This window comes from Terrimonas ginsenosidimutans (assembly GCF_022012415.1).
Lineage (GTDB): Bacteria > Bacteroidota > Bacteroidia > Chitinophagales > Chitinophagaceae > Terrimonas_A > Terrimonas_A ginsenosidimutans.
Genome location: NZ_JAKLTR010000005.1, coordinates 227052 through 247692, shown reverse-complemented (window position 1 = coordinate 247692; position 20641 = coordinate 227052). Strand labels below are relative to the sequence as shown.

Here is a 20641-nt window from a genome sequence, read left to right as displayed (position 1 = left end):
CCGCTAACCGGCGCTTTTCCGACGGAGCTCAAAGAGTGCTGATAACGGCTGAAGCTGAGGGCCATTTTGACATGTAAAGCGAAACCTGAACAGACCTTATCTTAAAAATACCCGTTGGAGGTCAGAAATTCGGCCTCACAGATCGGGATTTTGATGTCGGACTAAGCTCGAACAAGAACCGAACTAACCTCGAACAAGAAGCCTCTTGATAAAGCCTGTTTGGTGAGGCCGTATAGGCTCATCCCAGGACGGCAGGGATTTGCTTTTACCAGGTGATTGAACGATGTTCAGATCTGAGTGGCGTGCTTACAGAAGGCTGGACCTTCATCATTCCGGAGGCGTAGTTTTCCCGCAGATTAGGCAGATGTCGTCCTGACTGTAGCTGAGTTTCATTCTATAACCGACAGCTTTTATATTCTCATGCGCAGATCCGCAGATCAAACAGCGGCCAGCGGTAATAATCTGTATCTCTGCGCTTTAATCTGCGGGCATCTGCGGGAGCCTTACGCCAATCTAAGCTAATGGGTGCCAGCCAGGATAGGACTGCAATAAGAAATAAAACCTTGTCAATCATACACATTTCAGTATTTTTCCAGCATGGAAAACACCTTTACCGCAGATCTCACCAATTGCGACCGGGAGCCTATTCATATCCCCGGCTTTGTACAATCTCATGGCTTTCTGCTGGCTCTCACCCCGGGAACATTCCTGATAAACAAAGCATCGCTGAATACAAAAGAATTTCTTGATAAAGATGCACAGTCGCTGATCAGTCAGCCGCTTTCTACACTTGAAAAAAATATCGTACCCGCAAAAGCTGGATCTACTTTAATGGACCTGATCAGGCTGGCAACCATCACAAGCAACCTCGAACAGATCAACCCGCAACCCGTTCTGGTAAATGGAAAGGAAATGCTGTTTGTGATCCATCAATATCTGGATCAGATCATCTGTGAGTTTGAACCGATGCAAAGCAGCGATGATACGATCACACTGCAGAAACTTATGAGCACTTCGCTGAGTGTGATCCAGTCGTCGGTAACATTCGACGAACTGTTACAGCATGTATCCAAACTCGTCAAAGAGATCACCGGCTACAGCCGGATCATGATCTATAAATTTCATAAAGACCAGCATGGAGAAGTAATAGCCGAAGCAAATGATGAACACCTGGAAAGCTGGCTGCATCTGCATTACCCGGCTAGCGATATTCCTTCACAGGCGCGTGAATTATATAAACTGAATCTTGTTCGCATCATCGCGGATGTGAACAGTACTCCATCAGGCCTTATCTCTTCTCCTGAAAATAAGAAACCGCTTGATCTGACACATAGTGTATTGCGATCTGTATCGCCCATCCATATCGAGTACCTTAAGAATATGGAAGTTGGCGCCAGCTTCAGCATTTCACTGATCAGTAAAGGAGAATTATGGGGATTGATCGCGTGCCATAACAGCACGGCAAGGTTTATTGATTATAATTCGAGGGTAGCCTGCAAGTTCATCGGCCAACTTTTCTCCGCAGCACTTGAATTCAAATACGCGGAAGACGCAGAAGAAAAAAGCACGAACTACCGGGATAAGCAACAACAATTGCTTGAACAATTAATGAAAGGAGATGATCCGGTGAAAAGCCTGATCAATAGTGAAGTTAACCTGCTTGATATAAACACCGCAACCGGCGTTGTTTTCTTTTATGAAGGTAAACAATACAGGCTGGGAGAAGTGCCGCCTGAAACTGAAGTAGATGACCTCATCGCCTGGGTTCGCAAACATGAACACAGCAATTTCTTCCAGACCTCTACCCTTCCGCTTCAGTATCCCGCAGCAAAAAAACTGTCGTCAGTTGCAAGCGGCATCATGGTCACGGAGATCTCACATGAATTCAGCGAATATATCATCTGGTTCAAACCGGAAATGATCAAAACGGTAGATTGGGCAGGTCAGCAAGAGAAAGATACCAGCGTTTCTGAAGACGGCAGCCTCCGGATCAGTCCGAGAAAAAGCTTTGCCAAATGGACCCAGGAAGTGAAGTTCAATTCAGACGAATGGAGTAACAATGAAATTGCTGCAGCCATAAAACTGAGAGAAGATCTGATCCAGGTGATCAATAAAAAAGCGGGAGAGATCAGGAAGCTGAATGAATTGCTGAAAGAAGCTTATGACGAACTGGATACATTCAGTTTCACCATATCACATGATCTGCGCACACCGCTGTCCTCGATCAAGAACTATACAGAGATCATCATGGAAGACCATGGCAGCCAACTTGACGAAGAGGCGAAATTTCTTTTTGGGAAAGTGATCATTGCAGCCGATAAAATGGCGGGGCTGATCCGCGATGTATTGCAATACAGCCGCGTCGGGCGTGCGGAACTGGCCACTGATCCGGTGGATATGAAGAAAATGCTGGCCGAGATCCGGGAAGAGCTGATAACACCAGGGAAAGAAAAAGATGTTATACTTGAGATAAAAAATACTCCTGACGTTTGTGGCGATAAAACGATGATCCTGCAACTTTTCACCAATCTGGTAAACAATGCGGTAAAATATTCCACACTTCCGACCCAGATAGCGCGCGTTTCCGTAAATGGAGAGGTCGAAGATGGGTTTGTGACGTATACTATTGAAGATAACGGGATTGGAATAGATATGCGGTATGCAAACCGTATTTTTGAGCTTTTCAAACGCATGGATAATGTTAAAAAGATCGAAGGAACTGGAGTTGGATTGGCAATTGCCAAGCGTATAGTAGAAAAACATGATGGGAAGATCTGGCTGGAAAGCCGATTGAATCATGGCACAAAATTTTATGTTTCATTACCAATAAAGTAAATTGTTCCGATGCCCAGAAACATCCTATACGTAGAAGATAATCAGGATGCTATCGCGTTCTTCAGCCGCGTTGTCAATAAACTCGGAGACTACAACTTCGTTACCCGCGAGGATGGAACCTCCGCTATCAGCCTGCTTGAAGAAAAGAAAGATTTCACGCCTGAAATGATCCTGTTAGATATCAATCTTCCAGGCATGAATGGTTTTGAGATCCTACAATACGTAAGATCAAAGACCGCTTATAAACATGTGCCCGTGATCATGTTCACTTCATCTGATGATAATGGAGATGTTCAGAAATCATACGAATATGGAGCGAATGCCTACCTGATTAAACCAGATAGCCTGCAATCGTTAAAAGAAGTATTGCAGGATACTTTTAATTTCTGGCTTAAACATAACGTAGCATAAATACAAACAGGAGTAACCTATACATGCCCGATATAAAAAAAATATTTATCCTTGACGATGAGGAGGAGATACTGGAATTGCTTGCAAGGATCCTGGGCAATCAATACAGCGTCTTCACCAAGAGCAATACAGAAGGTATTGAACAAGACCTGATGGAGTTTAAGCCCGATGTGATCATGATCGATCACTTTATGGGCGATACTACCAGCAAGGAGATCCTCACTCAAGCCCTTGGCAGCTTTGCCAATGTGCCGGTGATCCTGCACTCTGCACATGAAGACATTGAGAAACTATCCTTCGAAACCAAGGTTGCCGGATTTATTCGCAAACCATCCGGTATCAGAGAGATACGGGAGAAAGTGGCGGAGATACTGGAAAGGTGATAGAGCAAGGGTTTAAAAGTTTAATAGTTTAAGGTTTAATAGTTTAAAGGTTTTAAAGTTAAAGAGCGAACTCTAACTTTAAAACCTTTAAACTGTTTAGACCTTAAACCTTAAACTTTTAAACCTTAAACAATTAAACTTTTTAAACTTTCCCCATCCACTCCCTGAACAGCGTAAAAGTATCGTCTGCAGCTTTGACAACCTGGTCGTTAAATGACGGATCGTCGCCGTAGCTATCGAGTTTTTCTTTAAATGATTGCCACATTTGTTTTCCACCTTCACCGTATGCATAGAAGAAGCGTGTGTTGTGTTCGCTCATACCTGCGTGTTTGATCAGCATGTTTGCAACGATAGAACCGCCTTGTGTTGATCCTTCCATTACATAATAAGTCCCCAGGGCTGCCGACAGTGAATCAACCTTTGGTAAAGAGGACGCGATTTCATTTGGCAAAGGCGCTTCCAGGTTTTTCAGATCGTCCAGGATCAGGGACGCTTTTCTTCGATCACTGTACGATGGAATATTTGAATCGTTGAGAAATTGATCCTGCAATTGTTCGAGTGGATAATGAAATCCGTAGAATTTGTGAAGCAGGTTGATGTATCCTTCTTTGTCGCGGATAGCTTTAATGGAACGGACTACCACGGCTTCAAGTGACTGGTGAGATTCTTTGGTATGTTCTTTTAAGAGGGAGGACAGCATTGCGTAATGAGATTTGATATGCAAAATGCAGGAATAATGCCAACAGTGATGATTTTACTTTATCTGGCGCAGGAGTATCGCAGAGAGCGCAAAGAGCCGCAGAGGCCGCAGAGAAACTTAATGCTCTTTGCGGCCTCTGCGGCTCTTTGCGCTCTCTGCGATACTCCTACGATAACCAAATTTAAAAGGATGTTGGTAACAGAATTACTTCTGCTGTGCCACAGCCTTTCCATCCAGGTTGATGAAACGGAACACTTCAGATTTGATCTTCGCATCAATGTCCTTATCCGTTACTTTTTTAGCTGCATAGTCTTTAGCTAATGCAAACAGATAATCATGCAGTGGTTTTCCATCGATCAATGTTTTTATCGCAATCGTATTCTGCGTGCTGATATACTCATCCCATGTTTTACGCACTTTTGTCCAGAATGCTTTATTCTTTTCCCAGTAAACAACGGCACCCGCGCATTGCTTATTATCCAAACGTTTATAGCTGTTGATCCCTTTTTCTTCAGCAAGCAGCTGATCAACACCGTTGGTACGGATGATCTTCTGATTGTCCTGTTCATGGATATAGCCGCTATCGTTAATGCTCAGGCGGTTTGTTCTTTTGAGGATGTTATAGTCGCTGCGTGAAGAATACTCCCGGCGTGGCAGCGGAGCATCAGTGGTGTTCTGCCAGATCTGTTTGTTGTCGAGGCTTACCCACTGGCTGAAACCCTGATAACGGGGTTCGTCACTTACTTCCCAAACGGTTTGTGTCCATTTCCCTTTTACCTGGTCAGGGCTGAGCGTGGTTTTTGTCCAAACTTTATCGCCGTTGTATTTCCATACGATCGGGTTTTCGTATGTCCATTCTTCTCTCCAGTGCTTCACGATCATGGAATCAGTGATCACCAGGAGGTGTTGCATCACGATCTTTTTATCGCTCACTTCGATCGGGAGGGTTAGTTCGACACCACCGCTGATCGCTTCACGGTCATGGAATTTGTAGTCTTTATTAGGAGCAAATGTTTCAGCGTATTTGAATTCAACTTCGAAACATCCGCAGAGTTTGTCGATTTTAGCACGGTCTGCAGGGGCTTGTGCCTGCGCAGCAACGGCGGTCAGGGCTACCAATACTGATCCTATTATCTTTTTCATTTTCATTTTTTATGATGACAAAAGAATGACAAAACCAGAGCAAAATCCTTCCGGATCGGGAAAAACAGGTTTCGCAAAACGGAAATCAGGCTGAGGTGGTGGTGGAGAAAAAGAGAAAGGAGGAAGACGAACCGAAGTTCATTTTCCTCCTTTACTTCTTTATACTCTTTTAGATGCTTAGCCTTTCTTAACAAGGGAGTACTCAAATGTCGGGAAGCCTCTTACCGCCTCTTTCGTAAGAGCAGTAAATCTCACTTTATAATAGTTATTGTCGCCGTCTCTTACGATGTAATACTGGGTCGCAGATATTACCGGAGCAGTATTTATACCGCCGCCAGCTCTCCAGGTAGATCCGATAGTCGTCTGAACAGATGACCAGGTAAGGCCTGCCAGATTTGCTTCACCAAAATTGCTGTATGTTGTTGCAGCAACCTGTACAGTAGCAACCTGAACATTGCGGTTTTGAAGGATTACGTCCTGGAACAGATAAGGAGCACCACCTGTGATAAAGGAGAAGTAAGTCCATGCAAGATCCCATTTTTTTGCTGCTGGTTCTACATCTACCGCACCGGTTTCAAATGAAACATATTTGAAGAAATAAGTGGCGTCTTTCGGAATGTCAATTGATGTGAAAGTGGTAGCGGCAATATCAGCATGCTGCAAAGTATAGCCACCGTTTGCGTTGCGGATAATGCGCACTTTTTTCCAGCCTCTTGCGGGAGCAGGGCTTCCGACACCAGTACCACGGTTAACGATATAAACTTTGTTGTCAGCTGCTGTTGCGGAAACCGCGGCAATAGCAGTTTTAGTCAGATCTCCATCGGGATAATCGATATAAGGAAGAGCTGATGGTACAGGGATCTGCGTAAATAATACGGTGTTACCAAACCCAACTGTATCAGCGGCTGTAACAGAAGCCAGGTCATTTTTGGCGATCTGTTTTGCCATCATAGCAGAAGATGAGTTGAGGATCACTCTCCAGTCATCAGCACCAGTATAGAAACCAAGATCCCATTTGGTACGTAGTACCCCTGTCTGGCTGTTAGCACTCAGGTCAAAGAAAACTTTATTCCCGTAAGTTGCGCCACCGCCTTCTCCAACGATATTACCACCATTGGAAATGATCTCAGAGAAGGTAAGTTTGAATGAGGTTTGTGTTCCGAGGATCACAGGTGAACCCGAAGAAATGATCTTAAAAGTCAGGTTGTCGTCTGCATAGAACAATGCACCGTTTGCTTTGGTAACGGTGATGATCGCCTCGCGGCTTCCGCTCAATACAGGCAATTCGATCTTTCCGTTCACTGCTGCTGGTACAGTCGTATAGTCTGTTGTATAGTCAAGCGTTCCGCCAACTTCTACTGTCAGGGGCGTATTCGCGCTCACTGCACTGCTCAGCGTTATTTTGATGGCTTTGCTTGTTTCTGTAGCAGTAATACCCTGCTCCGCGCTTTCAAATTGTACCAGGTTATCCGGTAATGGCGCATCTTTTTTGCGGCATGCCGGGATCACAAGTAACCCTGTAGCAACGATCAATAATCCTTTAATAAATGTTAGTCTCATCTCTGTGATTTATGTGGTAATTGGAATGTTAGTTTTTTGACCAGTTGAACACCAGTCCCATGAAGTAAGAGCGGCCATTACCGATCGGCCTTGCGCCGGTGGTTGTATGCGCTCCTCCGCTTACTGCACTGTTGCCAATCGCTGTTACATCAAAAAGATTACGGATGCCTGCATTCACCGTGAGTACGCCGACCAGCTTCTTATTCAATGTAAGATCTGCCCAATGATATCCTTCGGTCTCCGCAAGACGAACAATCGTCTGGCCGTTATCTGTCACCTGCTGGTAGTATGGTAATTTCCCGGTGAACTTATAATACAGGTTCGCACTCAGACCGGCTTTCGGGAATGAATAAGAAATAACAGAAGTTACTTCAGGCGACCACTTGAATGCGGGAAGATCCTTGTATGCTTCGCTGTAAGCATTATAGCGACCAGTATAACCAAACCCAACGGATGCATCCAGATTACCGGCGATCAGCTGGCCGGTCAACATACCACCTCTTGTTTTGTACTTATCGATATTTACATAAGTAGTAACGGTCGGATTCGCCGCATCTACAGCAAAGCTGATCATGTTATCAACATCGTTGTAGAATCCGCTAAGCGTTAGGTTGACTCTTGCTTGCTTCTTGCGCAGTGCATTCCAGGTTAGAGAACCAGTGAAGCTGTTTGAATGTTCAGCCTCGAGATTTGGATTACCGGTGATACTGTGGCTTGCATCGAAGAAGTCATAGTAGAGTTCACGCAAAGAAGGCGCTCTGAAACCTCTTGCATAGGCCAGGCGGAAATCAAGATATTTTGTCAGCAGGAATTTGGTATTGATAGAGGGGATCACCGGCGGTGCATCATAAACAGAATTATGCAACACGCGGACACCTGGCCGGATGTTCAGCCAGTGTGCAGGCATGATCTCTGACGTCAGGAAAAATGCATAATCCGAGATCCGTTGTGTACCCACTTTGATCCGTTCACCTTCACCGCTTTCTGAGTTGATATCAACACCCGGCTGGAAAGAAACGATCTTCGACGGGGAATAAACGGCTGTTGCGCGGAAAGTGAACCCATTGAAAGTTGAAAGGCTATGCGTACCCGGGGCTGTTGCTACGCGCACATCACCATTTGGATAAGCCAGTGTTGAATAAACCTGGCGGGTGAAATGCGTATAGGAAGCCAATGCATTTACAGATAATTGTTTATTAAAACGGTAAGAACCCTGCACCTGCTGCATCAGGCGATTGGTCATATAATCCTGGTCAAGCGCCGGTTGATTATTACCTATCGGGAAGTTTGCCGGATTGGTGATGATCTCATCCAGTCCATCCAAACGATAATACACATCAAGTTTCTCGCTGCGATATCCAACCAGTGCATTACCTACGATCTGATCTTTTTTATGCCAGGTAAGTTCACGGCCGGTCGCCGTGTCTTTCCACCCCTGGAACAGGTTGCGGCCAATACCACCGCTCGCATACCAGTTCTTATAACGGCCACTTGCACCTACATACTGGTTATGAATTCCTTCATCAAACCAGCTGTATTCTTTTCCAACCGTTTCTTCCTGCACGCGGGCTGTAATGGAAAATGAGTCACGACCAGCCTTTTTGGTGATGATGTTGATCACACCCGCCAGTGCATCTGCACCATATATAACAGACATCGGACCTTCGATGATCTCGATGCGTTCGATAGAGTTTACTTCCACCTGGTTGATGTTGATCTCGTTGGAAGTGCCCTGGCGTCCGATCATAGGCACACCATCGATCAGGATCTTTACATTCTGACCGGAAAGACCCATCATGGTAATATCCGAGCCGCCAGTTGCCAGATCCTGCGAGAAGCGGATATTCAGCTGGCTATTCAATACATCCTGAAGTTTAGAGGCAGATTGCTTGCGGATCTGCTCCCCAGTGATCACGCGAACCTGGTAAACAGAGTTTTTTACTGATTGCGGACGGTATTGACCGGTGGATATCACCACTTCTTCCAGGTCTTTCACCTTCAGGGTATCTTCCTGGGCAAAGACCGGAGCCGTCAGTAAGGCGAACAGAGCAGTATAAATTGTTCTCATAAATTAAAATTGGGACGCAAAGTTCCTCCCGCTACACGGAAAGATTGTCACATGATGATCATACTAAGCAAGCAGATAGCGTTTTCGCAACCGGATAAATTCCGGCTGCAAATTTCCGCACGGGAAGGGAGGAAGCCTATCTAAAAGAGGAAATGGAGTTTACGAGAGAAGGAAAATAAAGGCAACCGATGACAGTTGAGTGACGGTTTTGTGACAGATAGACGTAGGAGTATCGCAAAGGACGCTAAGGTGACGCAAGGGGCGCTAAGTTTTCTCCGCGCTCTTTGCGTATCCTTAGCGTCCTTTGCGATACTCCTAACGCCAGTCAGTTCAAAGAATCATCACTTCTGAAAGAACTCTTCCGTTAATTGGATCGTCTTATCAAGATCAGCATAGCTTAGTGCATTATTAAGGAACCAACTCTCAAACGGAGAAGGCGGCAGATAAACACCCTTGCTCAGCAGGAAATGAAAATACGCTTTGAACAGGCTGATATCCGCAGCAGCCGCAGTACTGAAATCAGTGATCGCATGAGAAGCGAAGTGCACACTGATCATACTGCCCAGTTGATTGATCGTATGCGCCTGACCAACTTTCGTTAATACTTCACCCAACCCTTTCGCCAGATAAGCCGTTTTTTCTTCCAGCTCTTTATAGATAGAGGGGTTTTCTTTCAACTCTTTCAACAGTGTATATCCAGCGATCATCGCCACAGGATTGCCGCTTAATGTGCCGGCCTGGTACACTTTCCCTAAAGGCGCCACACTTTCCATGATCTCTTTCTTCCCGCCAAAAGCTCCAACAGGCATGCCTGCCCCGATCACTTTTCCATACGTAACCAGGTCTGCATTGATGTTCAGCGTTTGTTGTGCACCACCGGCTGACAAACGGAATCCGGTCATTACTTCATCAAAGATCAGCACGATCCCTTCTTCATCGCAGATCTTCCTGATTCCTTCCAGGAAACCTGGTTTGGGAAGAATACATCCCATGTTGCCGGCAACCGGTTCGATGATGATCGCAGCAATCGTTCCTTTGTGTTCTTTTACTAATTGCTGTACGGCATCGAGGTCATTGTATGCAGCAACAAGCGTGTCCTGTGCAACTGCTTCACTGATACCAGGCACTTGCTGGATATCGAGTGTAGCCACGCCGCTTCCTGCTTTTACGAGGAATGCATCAGCATGACCGTGGTAGCAACCATCAAACTTGATGAATTTATTGCGGCCGGTATAGCCACGCGCCACACGGATCGCACTCATGCAGGCTTCTGTTCCACTGCTGACCATCCGGATGAGATCAACATTTGGCGCCATGCTTTTGATGAGCTCAGCCATTTCGATCTCGAGTTCGGTAGGGGCGCCGAAGGAAGTACCATCCAGTACTTTTTGCTGAATGGCTTTGATGACGGGTTCATACGCATGACCGAGGATCAATGGTCCCCAGCTGGCGATGTAGTCGATGTATTGATTGCCATCGGCATCATATAGATATGCACCTTTTCCTTTTACCATGAAGATGGGCTCACCGCCAACACTTTTGAAAGCGCGAACGGGAGAGTTTACACCACCGGGAATGGATTGCTGCGCGCGGGAAAAGAGGGCTGAACTTCTTGTGTACATATGTTTCTTTTAATGACTGTCGTATTGAGTATCGCAAAGATCGCTAAGGACCGCTAAGGCCGCAAAGAAAATCTTAGCGAACTTAGCGGTCCTTAGCGATCTCTGCGATACTCCTACGCAGGTCCATGACTTAATCATTCAACAATTTCACTGCATCTTTTGCAAAGTAAGTCGCGATCAGATCTGCTCCTGCTCTTTTAATAGACGTTAAGATCTCGATGATCGCTTTGTTCTCATCGATCCAGCCCTTCTCTGCAGCAGCTTTCACCATGGCATACTCACCGCTGATGTTATACGCACTCACCGGGATATCCACCGCATTCTTTACTTCACGGATAATATCCAGGTAAGAAAGCGCGGGCTTCACCATTACGATATCTGCGCCTTCTTCAATATCCATCAATGTTTCTTTGATCGCTTCCTGGCGATTGGTATAGTTCATCTGGTATGTCTTCTTATCACCAAAACCCGGTGCCGAATCCAATGCATCACGGAAGGGGCCATAAAAGCAACTTGCGTATTTAGCACTATAGCTCATGATACCCACTTTAGTGAAATTGTTTTCTTCCAACCCCTGGCGGATCGCACCGATGCGGCCGTCCATCATATCACTTGGCGCAACAAAATCAGCGCCTGCTTCCGCATGACTGATACTCATCTTTACGAGTGCTTCCACCGTTTCGTCATTCACGATCTCACCGTCTTTCACGATCCCATCATGACCATAAGAAGAATAGGGATCAAGCGCCACGTCGGTCATGATCACCATTCCCGGCACTGCATCTTTGATCGCTTTGATGCTTCGTTGCATGAGCCCGTCTTTATTCCAGGCTTCCTTTCCTGTATTGTCTTTGAATTCGTCTTTGCTTTTTACAAAAAGAAGGATCGACTTAATACCTAAACTCCATAATTGCTTCACTTCTTCAATCGTGTTATCAAGGCTCATTCTGTAATACCCTTTCATTGACGGGATCTCGGTTTTCAATTTCTCGCCTTCGTCTATAAACAACGGAGCAATAAAATCATTCGGCGTCAATATCGTTTCCGCCACCAGGCTGCGAATAGCCGGCGTTGCGCGGAGGATCCTGTTTCGTCTTTGGAGGTACATGGGTGTGAAATTTTGAAAATGGTTTACAAATGAAGTTTAAAGGTTTAATTGTTTAAAAGTTCTCTATGACGAACTCAACCAACGATACTCAACTATTAAACATTTAAACTATTAAACTTTTAAACTTGCCTTCTGCCCTGCCCAGTCGCGCGGATGCAGGCAAGCCTGCCACAACTCATACTCCGGCGTCCCTTCTTCTGGTTTATAATCATATTCCCAGCGGGCGCGTGGAGGTAAGCTCATTAAGATACTCTCGGTGCGGCCGTTGGTTTTGAGGCCAAAGATAGTTCCTCTGTCGTGGATCAGGTTGAACTCGACATAGCGGCCACGCCTTAGTTCCTGCCAGTTGATCTCTCTTTCGCCATAAGGATGATCTTGGCGTTTGGCAACGATCGGCAGGTATGCTTCGAGGAGACAGTTACCGTTGGCTTGTTGAAAACGGAAGAGTTCCTCGAGATGCGCTTCGCTCGCTGGACGAAGGTGTTCATAGAACACGCCGCCTATCCCGCGCATTTCATTATTACGATGGGTATTGGTGAAATATTCATCGCATTGTTGCTTGTATTTTGGATAGAGGTCCAACCCAAACGGATCGCTGGCTTCTTTTAATGTTTGATGGAAATGGATCGCATCTTCTTCGAACAAGTAATAGGGAGTGAGATCGGCACCGCCGCCAAACCAGCTGTCTTTTAAATTTCCCTGTTCATCATACAGTTCGAAGTAACGCCAGTTAGCATGAGTTGTCGGTACATAAGGGTTGCGGGGGTGGATCACGAGCGAGAGGCCGCAGGCGAACCAGGAAGCGGCATCCAGTTGTAATTGCCTGCGCATCTGGTCTGTCACTTCACCATATACAACCGAGGTATTGACGCCGCCTTTTTCGAAAACATTGCCGTCTTTCATGACGCGGGTTTTACCACCACCGCCTTTGCCGTCGAGACGCTCCCACTTATCTTCCTGGAATTTGGATCTGCCATCGAGATCTTCGAGGCCTTTGCAAATAGTATCCTGGAGGTGGTGGATGAACTCAACCCATCTGTCTTTGAATGCTGTACCTGCTGCGTTGCTCATGTCGATTGATTTTCGCAAAATTAATACGCGGACTGGCGTAGGTTCCCGCGGATTACGCTGATTTTTATCAGCTCGGAATATGAGAAATCTTTGGCCCCCTCTAAATCTCCCCCGAAGGGAGACTTTCGAACAGTTATTAAATAAGAAGTTCTTGAATATTTCGAACCGCGGCCTCCCTAAAAAAGATTTTTCCCTTTATAAGCGACTTTAAGTCTCCCCCTTCGGGGGAGATTTAGAGGGGGCCTCACGCCTTCCACTCCTTCACCGCATTCACAAACGCCTTCGCATGATCCACCGGAACAGTCGGCAAAATGCCATGACCCAGGTTTGCGATATACCGCTGTGGTCCGAAAGCATTGATCATCTTATTCACTTCTTTTTTGATCTCAGCAGGTGTAAGGAATAATTTAGCCGGATCAAAATTTCCCTGCAGGGTTACGTTGTTGCCAGCAAACTGTCTGGCCTTATCAGCAGTGATACACCAGTCGATCCCCAAACCATGCGCACCGGTTGAAGCCATTTCTTCCAGCGCAAACCATGCACCTTTCGCGAAGATGATGGTTGGTGCTTCATTTTTCACTGCAGCAACGATCTGGCGGATATATTTCAGGGAGAATTCTTCAAAGTCTACCGGGCTCAACAAGCCACCCCAGCTATCAAAGATCTGCACAGCATCGGCACCGGCTTTGATCTGCTGTTTCAGGTAGGCGATCGTTGTATCGGTGATCATCTGCAGCAAGCGATGCGCTAATGCAGGATGACGATAGCAGAATGCTTTTGCCTCATCAAATGTTTTGCTGCCCTTTCCCTGCACCATATAACAAAGCAAGGTCCATGGAGCGCCGGCAAATCCTATCAATGGTACACGGCCATTCAATTCCTGCTTGATCATTTTGATCGCATCAAACACATAGTGCAGGCGGTCATTCACATCAGGCACAACGATACGGTCGAAATCTTTTTCTGTCTGGATCGGATCCGGCAATACCGGCCCTTTGTTTTCGATCAGCTCTACAACAAGACCCATTGCCTGCGGCACCACGAGAATGTCTGAGAACAGGATCGCTGCATCGGGACCAACAATATCGATCGGCTGCAAGGTGATCTCACAAGCGAGCTCGGGCGTCTGGCATCTTTCGAAGAAGCCATACTTGTTACGCAGTACGATATATTCCGGAAGATAACGGCCAGCCTGGCGCATCATCCACACGGGAGGGCGGCTCACTTCTTCACCACGCAATGCGCGGAGAAAAAGATCATTCTTGATCGACGGGTCTGCCTTTGCTTTTAATTCAGCTGTGTTCATTGTAATATTTTATAACTAATTCTGTCAATTCTTTTTTACCGGGTTGATCGGAGATGACGATCTTGTTCTGCACCTTCTCTTTTAATGCTGCTGCTGTGGTGTTACCGATGGCAAAGCAAATTGTTTCAGCATTTAAAGTATTTAACGAAAAGAAACTATCAACAGCACTTGTGCTGAAGAACAGCACGGCTGAAACGCTTTTATCATTGACCTTTTCCGGTGTATAATCGGTTTTATACACTTCAATTTCTTCCAGTTTGATCCCTGCGTCCCTGAACCGTTGGGGAAGAATATCCAATCTCCGATTACCGCAAAAGAAGATCACAGGCGCATCCCGGTCAATCTTTGGAAGTAACTCATCTGCTAATGATGCTGCATCCGGGCCTTCAGCGATGATATCTTCTTCATCAAAATAATGGGCAACTGTTTTTTTTGTATTGCCGTTAATGCAGGCAAATTTCCATGCGGGAGGGTGTAGCAAAGATCCCGCGACGGCTTCAACACCATGTGCACTGGTAAAGATGGCTGTCGCCTTATACTTCTCCAACGATCTGATCCGTTGTGAATTGGCGACGCTTACAGACTCATACGTTTTGATAAAAGGAATTACGTCCACATTGATGCCCTGTTGCTGCAATTGTTGCAGGCATTCCACCGGCAGGGAGGCTGTGCTAATTATGTCAATGTTGTTTTTCACCTTCTCTGATTGCCTTCATCAATGCGTCACCACCGTTGTCGAGGATCTCGAAGGCGGCATCCACACCGAGGCTGTATGCTTTCTCTAATGATGTATCTTTTTCCACTTCCAGTTTTTGCGTGCCATCAATGGAAAGAATGCTTCCTTTGATGTGCAGGCGATCATCTTTCACGGTTGCAAGTGCGCTGATCGGGGTTGAACATCCGCCCATCAGCGTTTTCAGGAAATCACGTTCTACTTTTACAGACACGGCCGTATCCTCATCATTCATTCCTTCACAGGCTTTCCAGGCAGCAGCGTCATCCATTCTGCAAACAACGAGTATGGCGCCTTGTGCCGGAGCGGGCAGCATCCAGTCGAGTTCGATGGAATTTTCCGGCCGCAGGTTGATCCTTTCCAAACCGGCCGCTGCGAAGATGGCTCCATGCCAGTTGCTTTCGGCAAGCTTCTTCAACCGCGTATTTACATTGCCACGGAGATTATCCATGCTTGTTTCCGGGTAGCGGTTCAGCCATTGCGCCTTGCGGCGGATGCTGCTTGTGGCGATCAGGAAGGGATATTCCGTTTCCGCATCAAGCTGAGCGACTAATGATGTATGATTGTGGGAAGGATTGGTCACCAGCAGATCCTTATAAGAAGCACGCTTTAACACGGCGGCCTGGCGGATCCCTTGTGGCAGCACCACCGGCACATCTTTCATGGAATGTACGGCGATGTCAATTTTATTATTCAGCAAAGCGATATCAAGACTTCTTGTAAAGATCCCCTGCACGCCCATTTCGTATAAGGGTGTGGTCAGGTTGATATCGCCTTCACTTTTGATGTAAACTAATTCAGTCTGATGGCCAGCTGCTTTGAGCAGCTCGCTTACTTGTGTGGCTTGCCAGACGGCTAACTGACTTTCTCTTGTTCCTATGCGAAGTATATCGGACATCTACTCATGACATTTGCAGGTAATCATTAATGGCGTTGATGAACTGGCATCCCTTTTCCTGGTTCGTGCGCAAATTTACGGCTAAACGCGTTACCGCTTTCTGGGCTTTTCTGTCGGGCGACAAAGCCGCCGCTGTAGCCATTTCGCAATATTCCCGGGGTTGCCATTCACTCAATTCCTGCAATTTGTCTTTCCAGCTTTTTAGGTGTAGTGAATATTTATATTCTTCCAGCCAGGTATAGAATTCCTGCTTGTAAGATTCGATGATTTCTTCGGCCTTTGGTACGTCTGCACGTCTTCTCGCGATGGTTTTATCAAGGATCGTTGTAGATATCTCATCCACATCGATCACGCGCACATTACCCAGGATCTTCACAGCTGGGTGAACGTTTGCAGGTACAGACAGATCGAGCACGAGTTTCTCTCCAGCTCCTTCGAGCATGGAAGGCAGCACGGTTGCTGTTTGCGCGTTCGTACAAACTACGATCACATCTGAAGCGTGCATGGCTTCATTCATCTGTGCATAGGGAATAAAGCTGGTGCCCGTTTTTGCAGCTAATGTTTCAGCCGTTGCATCTGTTCTGTTCATCACAGACACCGATGTTGCCGGCAGGTATTCCCGAAGGTTTTTGCACACATTCCCGCCAAACTTTCCTGCGCCGATGACAAGTATTTTCTTGCTTTCAATACCAGGCAGATCCTTCAGCAATTCGATGGCGGCGTAAGAAACGGAAACGGTTCCGCTGCTTAATCCTGTATCGGTCTTGATCTTTTTGGAAGCCTGGAAAGCATAGCTGAGTGTGCGGTTCATAATCGGGCCAAGCACCTGGTTGGCGGTTGAGGCATCCACGGCCTGTTTGATCTGACCTAATATTTCGTAGTCACCTAAGATCTGCGAGTCGAGGCCGGAAGCAACCCTGTAAAGATGTTGCATGGCTTCTTCCCCATTTTTCAGGTAAGCGTATTGAAGGAATTCGTGTGTATTGCCGCGTGTATGTTCTGCCAGGAGATTTGCCAGCTGCATCACATTCTCTACAAAACCGTAGATCTCGGTGCGGTTGCAGGTTGAAACCACGAAAACACTTCTGATAAGTTGGGCTTTTGCGCTATTGGCGATCGCGGTGAAATCTTCTTTGGAAACGGAGAATGCTCCGCGTACGGCGATATCTGCTTTATGATAATTGATGCCGGCCACGCAAAAGCGGTCGAGGATCGGGGTGGATATAGTATGCGGTTGCGTGGACATAAAGTGCACAAATGTATAAAGTGGTTACGGTTAATCCGTCATCGTTTTGTCATCCGGTTGTAAATCATCATGATCAGGTGAAATCAGCGGATGAAACATGATTAAAATCATATGGGTTGAGGCTTGTTTTTGAGTGGTCCGGCATAGGTCCCCGCAGATTACGCAAATATCTCTGAGACGGAAACTTATCTGCGTAATCTGCGAAATCATATAGAAGTAAGTACCTTACAAATGGAACTTTTCAACTTTTTGACTGATAAATCTGCGCAAATCTGCGGGAACCTACGCCAGACATTCCAGTGCATACCCAAGTCATTATCGCTAATCTTCAAACAAAAGTTGCCGGTATCCGAATTTATTTCTGCTAAAACTCACGAACTTTGCCCCGCCTCTTCTTTCCTCTATAACAATTTTAATTGATACGATGAGTCAGGTTGAAAAAGCCATTTTGTTAATGAATCTCGGTTCGCCGGATAGTACCTCCGTACCCGATCTGAAGAAATATCTGAATGAATTTTTGATGGATCCACGGGTGATCGATAAGCCTGCTTCGAAATTGCTGAGAACGATTTTGGTGAAGGGGATCATCGTGCCCTTGCGCGCGCCAAAGAGTGCGGAAGCGTATAAAACGGTTTGGACGAAAGACGGATCGCCGTTGATCGTGCTGACGGATCAATTGAAAGCGGAGCTGGAAAAGAAAACTGATCTTCCCGTAGAAGTATGCATGCGTTATGGCAACCCGCATCCGAAGGTAGCGATGGATAACCTGAAGAAGAAGTATCCTTCGTTAAAGGAAGTGGTGCTTGTTCCATTGTATCCGCATTATGCCTGGAGCAGTTATGAAACTGCAGTGGAATATGCAAAGGAGATCCATCAGAAAGAAGGTTATTCATTTAAGCTAAGCATCGTTCCGCAGTTTTATAAAGACGAAGACTATATCCATGCATTAACGGAAAGCATGCGCCCTTATGTAGAGCAGAATGAATTTGATCTGCTCGTGTTCAGTTATCATGGCATTCCGGAGAGACATATCACGGCGCGTCATCCGGCGGGAACACATGATGTGCATGATCCGGAGAAATGTTGTACCGATCCTGCAGTGCAGGAGGTTTGTTATCGTCACCAGGTGATTACAACCACGAAACTGGTCGCGCAGAAATTAGGATTACCGAAGGAAAAATATACGATCTCGTTTCAAAGCCGTTTGGGTCGTGATCCCTGGTTGCAGCCATATACAGCAAAGAGTCTGGCTGAGTGGCCGGCGAAAGGATATAAGAAAGTACTGGTGGCTTGTCCGGCTTTTGTGAGTGATTGTTTGGAAACACTGGAAGAAATGGGTGGTGAAGGAAGTGAGATATTCCTTCATAATGGAGGAGAGAAGTTCACGTTGATCCCCTGTATGAATACGCATCCGGTGTGGGTGGAGAGTTTGCTCAAACTTATAGGGAAGGTGCGTTAATAACTTGTATTTCGCCGCGCGCGCTGCGTATCGTTGCGTCCGCCGCGTTCCTAACTAAGACCGGCGTAAAAGGAACGCGGCGGACGCAACCATACGCAGCGGACGCAACGAAAACAGCCAAGAAATTTCCGAATAATGTACTTATACATAAAAGCCCTCCACATTATCTTTATCGTCACATGGTTCAGCGGTATGTTCTATATCGTCAGGCTTTTTATTTACAATACGGAAGCTGGTGAAAAAGATGAACCGGAGAAGTCGATCCTTCAGCGGCAGTTCTCGATCATGATCAAAAGATTGTGGTTCGGCATCACCTGGCCATCGGCAGTGCTGACGCTGATACTCGGACTGAGTGTGTGGCACATGTTAGGATTCACTCCTACCTGGCTGATCATCAAACTTTGTTTTGTTGCAGGTTTATTCCTGTATCATTTGAGCCTGCATAAGATCTATAAGCAGCAGATGCAAGGCGTGTTCAATTACTCTTCCCAACAATTGAGAATATGGAATGAAATAGCTACCATTTTCCTGGTGGCTATCGTGATGCTGGTTGTGGTGAAGCAGAATATGAGTGTGGTTTGGGGATTGCTGGGCTTGACCCTGTTTGTGATCGTGCTGATGAGCGCGATCAGGATCTATAAGCTGATCAGAACGAAAAAGCAATAGCGTGCTTCCGGAGGGTGAGACACTATATCCGTTAATGCAGGAACGCGGCGATACGCAGCGCGCGGCGAACTACAATGTCTTTCTTGGCTGTTTCGCGGCGTCCGCTGCGTATCGCCGCTTCCGCCGCGTTCCTCCTACGCCAATCATGCCTTAGGTTGACCGCCCTGAAGCAACGGCTTTAGGCTGGATTCAATACCTGCGCCTTTGTTACATTCGACCTGGGCGCCGCTTTACTCTTCTTCCGCCTTCCCCACCAGATACAGAAACCCGTGATCGGCAAGCTCGCCGCAATCATGCTGGCAAAGAATGCCATAATCTTCCCCGGTAAACCCAGCACAGCGCCCACGTGAATATCGTAGTTCATGCGAACGAGCTTATCCGCCAGAGAAGCCGCTTTATACGTGCCGGCATAACTACCCGTGGCGGAAAGTTCAACGCCTGTATACTGGTCATAATGATAATAATCCGCGTTGTAATAAGTGCCGGGCCGGTGATTCACCACGATCTCTACCGGATCTGTATGTGTTGCAGGATACCAAACACCCATGCTTTCTTTTTCTCCCACCTGCGGTTTATGTTCATTCCATACATGGTCCGCTACATTCATGCCTTGCGCGATCTTCGTTGTATCAGATACCGGATGCGCATGCTCCACCATTGTTTTACCCCCACTGCTTACCCAGTAAACAGATTTCGCAAACCATTGAAAGCCCCAGACCAATCCGGTGATAGCGATAAAGATCGCTACCCAGGTCATATAGAAACCCAGCACATTGTGCAGATCATAGTTCACCCGCCTCCACTTCGCATTCCATTTTACAGAGAAGCGTTGCTTGCGTGCTGCTTTGTTCTTTGGCCACCAGAGGATCAGTCCAGAGATCATCATGATCAGGAAGATCAGCGTAGCGGATGCCACGATCGGCTGGCCAATATTCGGCGGAAGCCACAAATAAAAATGCCCGTTGATGATGATCCGGAAGAAATCACGGTTCATATTCTTCACCTTCAGCGTTTCTCCTGTGTAGGGATTCAGGTAGATAAGTTTGTAATCCGTGTCATCATAGTAATAAGCGACGGCAGATTTTCCTTTGCCGGGATATTCAATACCATTTGCTTTTTTTCCTTCAAGATGTTTCTCTGCATTTTCTTTCAGCACTGTGGGAGATAAATAAGCTCTATCCTGCGCTTCCGTTTTGAGATAGGGTTGCGTTACACTTCTGATCTCGTGTTCGAACGCGAGCATACAACCAGTAATGCCGAGGAACACGACCAGCACACCAGAGATCAGTCCGAGCCACAGATGCACGAGGCCGATTATTTTTTTGAACCCTAATTTGTTTTTTCCCTTTGCCACCATTTTACTTTTTAAACACAAAACCCTGAAGGATGGGGCCTTCAAGGTTGAGTTATCACTAAACTTATCTAATCAATG

General features: G+C 46.4%; 17 protein-coding genes. 5 read left to right on the top strand and 12 right to left on the bottom strand.

Going from position 1 to position 20641, the window contains the following annotated elements; all coding sequences use genetic code 11:
* The first annotated feature begins 597 nt into the window (after nucleotides 1–597).
* Genes LZZ85_RS10010 through LZZ85_RS10000 form a run of 3 tightly spaced genes read left to right on the top strand, consistent with a single transcriptional unit; the run spans nucleotide 598 to nucleotide 3629 of the window.
* Nucleotides 598–2835 carry an ATP-binding protein gene (locus tag LZZ85_RS10010; protein WP_237871207.1) on the top strand — a complete coding sequence of 746 codons (2238 nt, stop codon included), beginning with the start codon at nucleotides 598–600 and terminating at the stop codon, nucleotides 2833–2835.
* Between the two features lie 9 nt (nucleotides 2836–2844).
* Entirely contained in the window at nucleotides 2845–3246 is a 402-nt protein-coding gene (locus LZZ85_RS10005) for a response regulator (protein ID WP_237871205.1), read from the top strand.
* A 23-nt stretch (nucleotides 3247–3269) separates the two neighbouring features.
* Nucleotides 3270–3629, top strand: a complete 360-nt coding sequence (locus LZZ85_RS10000; RefSeq protein ID WP_237871203.1) for a response regulator — start codon at nucleotides 3270–3272, stop codon at nucleotides 3627–3629.
* 142 nt (nucleotides 3630–3771) lie between these two features.
* Here the strand turns inward: LZZ85_RS10000 and LZZ85_RS09995 are convergent, their stop codons facing one another.
* The 11 genes from LZZ85_RS09995 to hemA all read right to left on the bottom strand — a co-directional run bounded on the left by LZZ85_RS09995 (nucleotide 3772) and on the right by hemA (nucleotide 17084).
* A complete protein-coding gene (locus LZZ85_RS09995; protein WP_237871201.1) occupies nucleotides 3772–4329 on the bottom strand; it encodes a biliverdin-producing heme oxygenase in 558 nt (185 codons plus the stop codon).
* A gap of 204 nt (nucleotides 4330–4533) precedes the next feature.
* Entirely contained in the window at nucleotides 4534–5472 is a 939-nt protein-coding gene (locus LZZ85_RS09990) for a DUF6607 family protein (protein ID WP_237871199.1), read from the bottom strand.
* Between the two features lie 177 nt (nucleotides 5473–5649).
* On the bottom strand, nucleotides 5650–7032 hold the full coding sequence (locus LZZ85_RS09985) for an HmuY family protein (protein WP_237871197.1): 1383 nt from the start codon (nucleotides 7030–7032) through the stop codon (nucleotides 5650–5652).
* Nucleotides 7033–7060: 28 nt separating this feature from the next.
* Nucleotides 7061–9100: a TonB-dependent receptor plug domain-containing protein gene (locus tag LZZ85_RS09980; protein ID WP_237871195.1), complete on the bottom strand. Its 2040-nt coding sequence runs from the start codon at nucleotides 9098–9100 to the stop codon at nucleotides 7061–7063.
* A 341-nt stretch (nucleotides 9101–9441) separates the two neighbouring features.
* Nucleotides 9442–10722: a glutamate-1-semialdehyde 2,1-aminomutase gene (hemL, locus tag LZZ85_RS09975; RefSeq protein WP_237871193.1), complete on the bottom strand. Its 1281-nt coding sequence runs from the start codon at nucleotides 10720–10722 to the stop codon at nucleotides 9442–9444.
* A 130-nt stretch (nucleotides 10723–10852) separates the two neighbouring features.
* The gene (gene hemB, locus LZZ85_RS09970; RefSeq protein WP_237871191.1) at nucleotides 10853–11830 is read right to left on the bottom strand and encodes a porphobilinogen synthase; all 978 of its coding nucleotides are present in this window, start codon (nucleotides 11828–11830) and stop codon (nucleotides 10853–10855) included.
* A gap of 111 nt (nucleotides 11831–11941) precedes the next feature.
* The gene (hemF, locus tag LZZ85_RS09965; protein ID WP_237871189.1) at nucleotides 11942–12901 is read right to left on the bottom strand and encodes an oxygen-dependent coproporphyrinogen oxidase; all 960 of its coding nucleotides are present in this window, start codon (nucleotides 12899–12901) and stop codon (nucleotides 11942–11944) included.
* Between the two features lie 244 nt (nucleotides 12902–13145).
* Complete coding sequence (gene hemE / locus LZZ85_RS09960; RefSeq protein ID WP_237871188.1) at nucleotides 13146–14207, bottom strand: uroporphyrinogen decarboxylase; 1062 nt, start codon at nucleotides 14205–14207, stop codon at nucleotides 13146–13148.
* Nucleotides 14194–14904 carry a uroporphyrinogen-III synthase gene (locus tag LZZ85_RS09955; protein ID WP_237871186.1) on the bottom strand — a complete coding sequence of 237 codons (711 nt, stop codon included), beginning with the start codon at nucleotides 14902–14904 and terminating at the stop codon, nucleotides 14194–14196. The genes hemE and LZZ85_RS09955 overlap by 14 nt, the downstream gene beginning before the upstream one ends.
* On the bottom strand, nucleotides 14888–15838 hold the full coding sequence (gene hemC / locus LZZ85_RS09950; protein ID WP_237871184.1) for a hydroxymethylbilane synthase: 951 nt from the start codon (nucleotides 15836–15838) through the stop codon (nucleotides 14888–14890). Before hemC ends, LZZ85_RS09955 begins: the two co-directional genes overlap by 17 nt.
* A 4-nt stretch (nucleotides 15839–15842) precedes the next feature.
* A complete protein-coding gene (gene hemA / locus LZZ85_RS09945) occupies nucleotides 15843–17084 on the bottom strand; it encodes a glutamyl-tRNA reductase (protein WP_237871181.1) in 1242 nt (413 codons plus the stop codon).
* Nucleotides 17085–17508: 424 nt separating this feature from the next.
* On the opposite strand from hemA, the gene hemH reads away from it, so the two are divergent.
* A complete protein-coding gene (gene hemH / locus LZZ85_RS09940) occupies nucleotides 17509–18543 on the top strand; it encodes a ferrochelatase (protein WP_237871179.1) in 1035 nt (344 codons plus the stop codon).
* A 135-nt stretch (nucleotides 18544–18678) separates the two neighbouring features.
* Nucleotides 18679–19209 (top strand): CopD family protein, encoded by a 531-nt coding sequence (locus LZZ85_RS09935; protein WP_237871177.1) that lies wholly within the window; start codon nucleotides 18679–18681, stop codon nucleotides 19207–19209.
* Nucleotides 19210–19387: 178 nt separating this feature from the next.
* On the opposite strand, the gene LZZ85_RS09930 is transcribed toward LZZ85_RS09935, so the two are convergent.
* Nucleotides 19388–20563 (bottom strand): PepSY-associated TM helix domain-containing protein, encoded by a 1176-nt coding sequence (locus tag LZZ85_RS09930; protein WP_237871175.1) that lies wholly within the window; start codon nucleotides 20561–20563, stop codon nucleotides 19388–19390.
* Between the last annotated feature and the right edge of the window lie 78 nt (nucleotides 20564–20641).

Bases quoted from the DNA above. Each gene is read 5' to 3' on its own strand.
- LZZ85_RS10010 (WP_237871207.1), top strand. From the start codon at position 598: ATGGAAAACACCTTTACCGCAGATCTCACCAATTGCGACCGGGAGCCT.
- LZZ85_RS10005 (WP_237871205.1), top strand. From the start codon at position 2,845: ATGCCCAGAAACATCCTATACGTAGAAGATAATCAGGATGCTATCGCG.
- LZZ85_RS10000 (WP_237871203.1), top strand. From the start codon at position 3,270: ATGCCCGATATAAAAAAAATATTTATCCTTGACGATGAGGAGGAGATA.
- LZZ85_RS09995 (WP_237871201.1), bottom strand. From the start codon at position 4,329: ATGCTGTCCTCCCTCTTAAAAGAACATACCAAAGAATCTCACCAGTCA.
- LZZ85_RS09990 (WP_237871199.1), bottom strand. From the start codon at position 5,472: ATGAAAAAGATAATAGGATCAGTATTGGTAGCCCTGACCGCCGTTGCT.
- LZZ85_RS09985 (WP_237871197.1), bottom strand. From the start codon at position 7,032: ATGAGACTAACATTTATTAAAGGATTATTGATCGTTGCTACAGGGTTA.
- LZZ85_RS09980 (WP_237871195.1), bottom strand. From the start codon at position 9,100: ATGAGAACAATTTATACTGCTCTGTTCGCCTTACTGACGGCTCCGGTC.
- hemL (WP_237871193.1), bottom strand. From the start codon at position 10,722: ATGTACACAAGAAGTTCAGCCCTCTTTTCCCGCGCGCAGCAATCCATT.
- hemB (WP_237871191.1), bottom strand. From the start codon at position 11,830: ATGTACCTCCAAAGACGAAACAGGATCCTCCGCGCAACGCCGGCTATT.
- hemF (WP_237871189.1), bottom strand. From the start codon at position 12,901: ATGAGCAACGCAGCAGGTACAGCATTCAAAGACAGATGGGTTGAGTTC.
- hemE (WP_237871188.1), bottom strand. From the start codon at position 14,207: ATGAACACAGCTGAATTAAAAGCAAAGGCAGACCCGTCGATCAAGAAT.
- hemC (WP_237871184.1), bottom strand. From the start codon at position 15,838: ATGTCCGATATACTTCGCATAGGAACAAGAGAAAGTCAGTTAGCCGTC.
- hemA (WP_237871181.1), bottom strand. From the start codon at position 17,084: ATGTCCACGCAACCGCATACTATATCCACCCCGATCCTCGACCGCTTT.
- hemH (WP_237871179.1), top strand. From the start codon at position 17,509: ATGAGTCAGGTTGAAAAAGCCATTTTGTTAATGAATCTCGGTTCGCCG.
- LZZ85_RS09935 (WP_237871177.1), top strand. From the start codon at position 18,679: ATGTACTTATACATAAAAGCCCTCCACATTATCTTTATCGTCACATGG.